The 6,220-nt window shown below is 68.4% G+C and carries 2 protein-coding genes; both read right to left on the bottom strand.

Annotated elements, in window-relative coordinates:
- Nucleotides 1–95 precede the first annotated feature (95 nt).
- On the bottom strand, nt 96–2,786 hold the full coding sequence (locus AB0J36_RS20425; RefSeq protein ID WP_357127554.1) for an RICIN domain-containing protein: 2,691 nt from the start codon (nt 2,784–2,786) through the stop codon (nt 96–98).
- 325 nt (nt 2,787–3,111) lie between these two features.
- Nucleotides 3,112–6,096 (bottom strand): glycoside hydrolase family 3 C-terminal domain-containing protein, encoded by a 2,985-nt coding sequence (locus tag AB0J36_RS20420; RefSeq protein WP_363660995.1) that lies wholly within the window; start codon nt 6,094–6,096, stop codon nt 3,112–3,114.
- Nucleotides 6,097–6,220 lie beyond the last annotated feature (124 nt).

The following is a 6,220-nucleotide window of genomic DNA, read 5'->3' as shown; positions in this document are numbered from 1 at the left end:
GTCCGGATACCGGTGTTGTATCCGGACGAAACCGCAACGCCGCCGGTCGTCGTCCGGGCCCGCCGCAGGCCGGCCAGTTCTTATGAAACAGGCCCTTAGCTACGCAGCGTCCACTGCTGGTTGGCGCCGCCGTTGCACGACCAGAGGATGATCTTCGTGCCGTTGGCGCTGGCCGCGCCGTTGGCATCGAGACAGAGCCCGGACTGGCCGTTCGTGATGGTGCCGTTGCTGTTGATGTTCCACTGCTGGTTCGCGCCGCCGTGGCAGTCCCAGATGATGACCTGGGTGCCGTTGGCCGTGCCCGCCCCGGACGCGTCCAGGCACTTGTTGCCGTACACCATCAGCTGCTTGCTGGACGTGGCGGTCCACCGCTGGTTGGTGCCGCTGCCGCAGTCCCAGAGCTGCGCCTGGGTGCCGTTGGTGGTCGAGGAGTTGGGGACCTCGACGCAGCGGCCGGACTGGCCGCCCACGAGCTGGCCGCCCTGCTGGGTGCCGCCGCCACTCTGCTGCCGGACGAGGGAGGTCGACTCCGCCGACCGGTTGCCCTGGGCGTCGACGACGTAGAGGCGGTACTCGCCCTGGGTCGACGGCACGGCGATGGACGTGGCGTTACCGGCCGCCCGGGTCATCGTCGCCCCGGCCGTGAAGGTGGTCGTGCCCAACGGGGCCAGCCAGACCGACTTGCCGGCGTCGCCGGTGCTCCGGATCGGGATCGTCGCCGTGGCGCTGGTGACGTACGTGCTGGCCGGCAGCACGTAGTTGGACACCGAGAACCTGCTGGCCGGGATGATGTCCCGGTAGGCGTCCTCAAGACCGGAGCTGGCCGCGATGCCGTACGCCGCCGCCGGCCAGACGTAGTCGGAGGAGACGAGGATGTCGGCGACCGTGCTGTTCGGCAGGTTCTTGTTCGACACCTTGTTGATCGGGCCGTAGATCTGCGTGATGCTCAGATCGTGCTTCCGACCGAAGTCGTCGGAGTTGATCATCCAGGTGACGTTCTTGTCGATGCTCAGGACGTTGTCCCGGAAGGTGATGTACGCCGAGCCCTCGTCGGGGTGGAGTCCGTACTTGTGGCCCGAGGGCACACCCTGGAAATAGTTGTTGGTGATCGTGGTCCCGGGCTGGCTGCCCAGCGTGTAGATGGGCGCCGTGTCGCTGAGGCGCTGGACCGTGTCGATGATGTGGTTGTAGCTGATGGTGTTGTTCCGCGCCGTCGTGGTCGGCCGGTTGGGCGCGATCGAGCCGGATGACCCGTCGAAGTTCCACCAGCCCCAGCCCATCGTGATGCCCGACCAGGGGGCCTTCTCGATCCGGTTGCGCTGGATCGTCAGGGTGTCGACGAAGTACGCCGAGATGGGGCTGTGCCCGTTGAACAGCACCGCGCTGTCGTACAGGTAGTTGTTCTTGATCTCGATGTTCTTCGGCAACCCCTCGACCTGCGGGAGGTACTTCTCCCGGTTGCTCGACGTGCCGTCTCCGATGTAGACGTGCTGGGGATGGCCGACGTCGATGGCGGAGCCGGCGACGTCGTTCGTGTAGTTCCCGATCAACTGCGAGTTCTGCACGTCGTTGACCATGCTGATGCCGTCGGCGCCGGTGTGCTGGACCCGGTTGCGTTGCAGGAGGATCCCGTCGGCGTTCTGCACCTGGACGATGCCGGGCGTGACGTCCACGTTGCGGTAGTAGTAGACGTGGAAGTTGCCCTTCGCGTACGCCTGCGCGCCGAGGTTGCCCTGCTGCGCCTGCTTGAAGGACGAGCCGGCGACGTTGAACAGGTTCCAGTCGGAGTGCTGCACGGTCAGGCCGGAGAACGTGATGTTGCGCGCGTGGCTGGTGGTCGAGGTGCCGGCGACCCGCAGCACGGTGGTGACGTTGTTCGGCGCGTACACCGACGCGTTCGTCATGTCCTCGGAGCTGGCCTTGTAGTAGTAGACCGTCTTGGTGCCCTTGTCGAAGTAGAACTCACCGGGGGCGTCCAGGAACTCGTACGCGTTCATGAGTTTGTGGCTGCCGCCGACCTGGGCGTTGCCGTTGAACGCGCCCTGCGCGATGGCCGCGCCCGGCTGCTGGAACAGGGCGACCCGGTTCGAGCCGTCGGTGGTCACCTGGCGGACCCCGACGATGGCGGTGGTCCAGGTCGTGCCCGTCTCGATCTCGATGTCGTCCTGGTTGCGGGGGATGGCGGGGAAGTCGTTCTGGCTGTACTTCGCGCCGTCGCACTGGGAGCCCGACTCCCACGCCCAGGACGCCTGACCGGCGGTGACGTTGTACGTCCCGTAGCACCCGCCCGAGCTGACGGTCTTGGTCGCCATCTGCGCCCGCTTGTCGTTGACGTACAGCGTGCGCAGCTTGGTGCTGCGATCCAGCGGCGCCTTCCAGATGTTGCCGCTGTGCTGGGTCCAGCCGGTGACCGGGACGCCGCCGTCGAGGATGGGGGTCTCGCCGGGATAGGCGGCGTAGCTGATCCGGTACCCGTTGGTGCCGGAGTCGCTGGCGCCGAACTCGACGGTGCTGGTGACCGGGTATCTGCCGCCACGCAGGTAGACGTTGATGTCGCCGGACATGTTCGCGTTAACAGTACGGACGACGTCCCGCGCGCGTTGCACCGTCTTGAACGGTGACGCCTGCGTGCCTGCGTTGGAGTCGTTACCGTCCGGGGCGACGTAGTACGTCTCCTGAACCGCGGCCGAGGCGGGCGATTGACTGATCACCACGGCCGGCAGCGTGGCGGCGACGAGCGCCGCCGCGAGCAGTGCCGTGCGGGTGGTGGATGCGGCTGGTCTCACGTGCTGTCCTCTCTCACTTGTCGTCGACGTTGGTGCCTGGGACGTGCATCGAGCGACAAGCAGGGAACAGCGACGCCACCAAGGATCGGCGGGGGGCGCGTGGTGCGGCCCGACCACACTCTTTTGCCAATCGCTACGAAGTCTTGGGCGGAGCGTATGTCAGACGTGTGACGAATGCAATACGAGATTGGGTCCCATCTATGTCTAAATGCCTGTCAAAAGCGCAAAGCAGACGAGCAGCACAATGCTTGATCGTCGATCATCCGATGAATTCGGAATCGGCTCGGGCCGAGGGACACCAGCACCCCGGCCCGAGCCGTCCGGATCAGCGCAGCGAGAAGTCCGCCAGCCGCAGTGGAGAGTCGAACACCAGGTAGACGTCGTGGGTCCCGGCAACCCGGGCAACCTCGGCACTGACGCTGACGTACCGGTAGTCGTCGCCGGTGCTCGGCACGGTGGCCGTACCGAGCAGTCGGCCGGTGGGCGAACCCAGCCGAACCTGGATCGTGCCGGTGCCCGCCGTGGCCTTGGCGACCCGAGCCGTGAAGGTGTGGCCGCCCGGGCGCAGAGCGGACTTCCCGAAGGAGATCCACTGACCGGCTGCGGTGGCGCCCACGGCCGTACCGCGTACCTTCGTCTCGTCGACGAGCCGGACCCCCGCGTACCCGTCGAAATTCTCGGCGCGGGTCGTCCGGGTCAGGTCCCGGGCCGGGATCGTCTCACCGCGGACCGTGACCGCCGTGCGGGCCCGGACATCGGTGGCGCTCGCGCCGACCATCAGGTCGTACGCGGACGACTCGACCACCCACCGACTCCGGGTGACGTCCCAGTTCGCGAGGTCGGCGGCGCGCACCCGCAGCGTGACGGTGCGGGTCTGCCCGGGGGCGAGGTCGACCCGCTGGAACGACCTGAGCGCCCGGATCGGCGTCTTCACCCGCGAGGTGCGTTGGTGGCTGTAGAGCTGGACGACCTCGGAGCCGGCCCGGCTACCGGTGTTGGTCACGTCGACGCGGGCCGTGATGGTGCCGTCCGCCGCGACCGAACGGTCGTCCGCGCGGAGCTGGCCGTACCGGAACCCGGTGTACGACAGCCCGTGGCCGAACGGGTAGAGCGGCTTGGCGGTGCTGTAGAGGTAGGTCTGCCCGGACGAGATGATGTCGTACTCCAGCAGGTCCGGCGGTAGTTGCCGGTCCGAGCGGTACCAGGTCTGGGTGAGCTTGCCGGACGGGTTGCGGTCACCGAACAGGACATCGGCAACGGCGTGACCCGTCTCCGCGCCCGCGTGGGTGGTCCACACGATCGCCGGCACGTGCTCCTGCTCCCACCCGATCGTGACCGGGTAGCTGGTCTGCAACACCAGCACCGTTCGCGGATTGGCCTTCGTCACGGCCTTGACCAGCGCCTCCTGGCCCGCGCTCAACGCCATCGAGGTGCGGTCGTGGGCCTCGCGCCCGTTGATGAACGGGTTGCTGCCGACGACCAGGACGGCGGTGTCGGCCGCCTTCGCCGCCGCGACGGCACGGTCGACCCCGCTACTGATCACCTCACGCTGGAAGTGGGTCGCCTCCGCCGCGCTGGACGCCCCGAGCTTGAGCGCGCCGTCGTCGCCGACCGTGACGTACGTGTTGACGCCGAACCAGCTCTCCGTCGTCTCGTAGCCGGCGTAGCGCAACGCGACCGTCCCGTCGGCCTGCGGCTCCAGCGTGAACTGCTGCTGGACGTACCAACCGTTCGGCTGCTCGTCCCGGGTGACGAACGGCCCCCAGTTGTAGCCGAGGTAACGGCCGTTCGCGGCGTTGCGCAGGGTCACCACGTTCTGTCCCCAGTCGACGCTGTCGAACTGGGCCGCGAGCGACGCGTCGGTGCCGGTGGCGGCGACCGGGTCCGCGTCGGTGGTGCCGGTGGCCGTCACGTACCGGCCGGTGGACGGGTCCTTCAGGGCGATCCGGTCCGCCCCGTCGAGCCCGTCGACGCTCGCCGAACTGCCCAACCGCTCGCGGATGCCGTCCAGCGCGGTCACCTGGTACGGCAGGTCGGCGCCGTACCAGTCGGTGTAGAGGGTGTCGGCGAGTGGACCGAGCACGGCCACCTTGCGGGTCCGGGCCGGGTTCAGCGGCAGCGCCTGCCGCGAGTTCTTGAGCAGCACCATCGCCTCGCCGGCGGCCTGACGGGCCAGCCGTTGGTGTTCCGGGCTGTTGATGACGTCCGGGGTGATGCCGCCGTACCGGCCGCCGCCCGGGTCGAACTCACCGAGGCGAAAGCGCAGGTTCAGGATCTCGGCGATCCGGGCGTCGATGTCCGCCTCGGTGAGCAGGCCGTCGGCGAGGGCCTGCCTGATGGCGGTGACGGTCGGCTGGGCGTTGGTGTCGTCGGTGATGAAGCTGTTGAGGCCGGCCTTGACGATCGCGGCGTTCCCCTGCGCCTGGGTCGGGTAGTAGCCCTGCGAGGCGACGAGGTTGTTCGGCGCCCAGGCGTCCGTGACGTTCATCAGGGGCTGGTCGGTCCAGCTCCGTACCACCGTCGCCAGGTCCGGATCCACGGTCGCCGGGCGGCCGTTGACCAGGTTGTACGAGGCCATCACGCCGGTCGCCGCGTCGGCCGCGATGGCCGGCTTGAAGGCGGCCCGGTCGTACTCGTTGAGCACCCGCGGCGGGACGTTCGACGAGGTGACGTCGCGCCGGACCTCGTTGTTGTAGGCCAGGTAGTGCTTGAGGGTCGGCGCGCTCTTGAGGTGGTCCGGGTCGCCCCCGGTCATCCCCGAGCCGTACGCGGTGGAGATCTTCGCGGTGAGCAGCGGGTCCTCGGAGTAGCCCTCCTCGTTGCGACCCCAGCGCGGGTCGCGGAGCAGGTTGACCACCGGCGCCCAGAGGTTGAGACCCCAGACCCGCGGGTTCTGCGCGTGGTAGCCGCGCGCCTCGTCGCCCACGGCCGACCCGACCCGCTGGATCAGGTCGGGGTTCCAGGTGCTCGCCATGCCCACCGGCTGCGGGAAGGACGTGCCGCGGGCCTTGACCACCGCGCCGTTGTTGTCGATGTCGGTCGACCAGGCGACGCCGTGCAGCGCCTCGGTGCCGGTCTTGAACAGGCCGATGCCCAACCGGGGAACGGCCGGCTGGTACTGGTGCAGCCAGGAGATCTTCTCGTCCAGCGTGAGCCGGCCGAGCAGGTCGTCGACCCGGACCTGGACGGGCAGGCTGGGGTCACGGAACGGGTAGGTGGGGTCGGCGTGTGCCGCGCCGGGGACGGTCGGCAGGGCGAGCAGGGCGAGCGCGAGCGCGGTGATTCCGCGCCGAAGGCGCCACTTCCGCATGCGATTCTCCTCATGTCGTACGACAGGCGCGATTCAGCGCCAAGACCGGCGTGGCCAGGCTCGACACCCGGCTGACGGGCCTGAACGACGAATCGTCGAAGCGCTTCGACGACCCGGCCGCGTA

It is taken from the genome of Micromonospora sp. NPDC049662 (assembly GCF_040675055.1).
GTDB lineage: Bacteria > Actinomycetota > Actinomycetes > Mycobacteriales > Micromonosporaceae > Micromonospora.
Note: the sequence above shows the minus strand (reverse complement) of the source record. Positions and strands in the feature narration are given on the sequence as shown.

What these genes read in the sequence shown, in the direction of transcription:
- AB0J36_RS20420 (WP_363660995.1), bottom strand. Translation starts at nt 6,096, where the DNA reads ATGCGGAAGTGGCGCCTTCGGCGCGGAATCACCGCGCTCGCGCTCGCC.